Genomic DNA, 254 nt, shown 5'->3' on the forward strand with positions numbered 1-254 from the left:
AAAGTTGAACGCCAGTTCAGTAGTAGCTAAGCGGTAATTGAAGAAAATGTTGCGGGCATAGCTCAGTTGGTAGAGCGCTACCTTGCCAAGGTCGAGGTCACGAGTTCGAGTCTCGTTGCCCGCTCCAAATTTTTCAAGTGCCATTGGTTTCATAGCCAATTGTTGAGTTGACGACGATGCGGGCATAGCTCAGTTGGTAGAGCGCTACCTTGCCAAGGTCGAGGTCACGAGTTCGAGTCTCGTTGCCCGCTCCA

At 51.2% G+C, this 254-nt stretch carries 2 tRNA genes; both read left to right on the plus strand.

The features are described from left to right. Positions 1–51 precede the first annotated feature (51 nt). A tRNA-Gly gene (locus EOE67_RS20475) sits at positions 52–127 on the plus strand. A gap of 51 nt (positions 128–178) precedes the next feature. Further along, positions 179–254, plus strand: a tRNA-Gly gene (locus tag EOE67_RS20480).

The organism is Rheinheimera riviphila (assembly GCF_004005945.1).
Lineage (GTDB): Bacteria > Pseudomonadota > Gammaproteobacteria > Enterobacterales > Alteromonadaceae > Pararheinheimera > Pararheinheimera riviphila.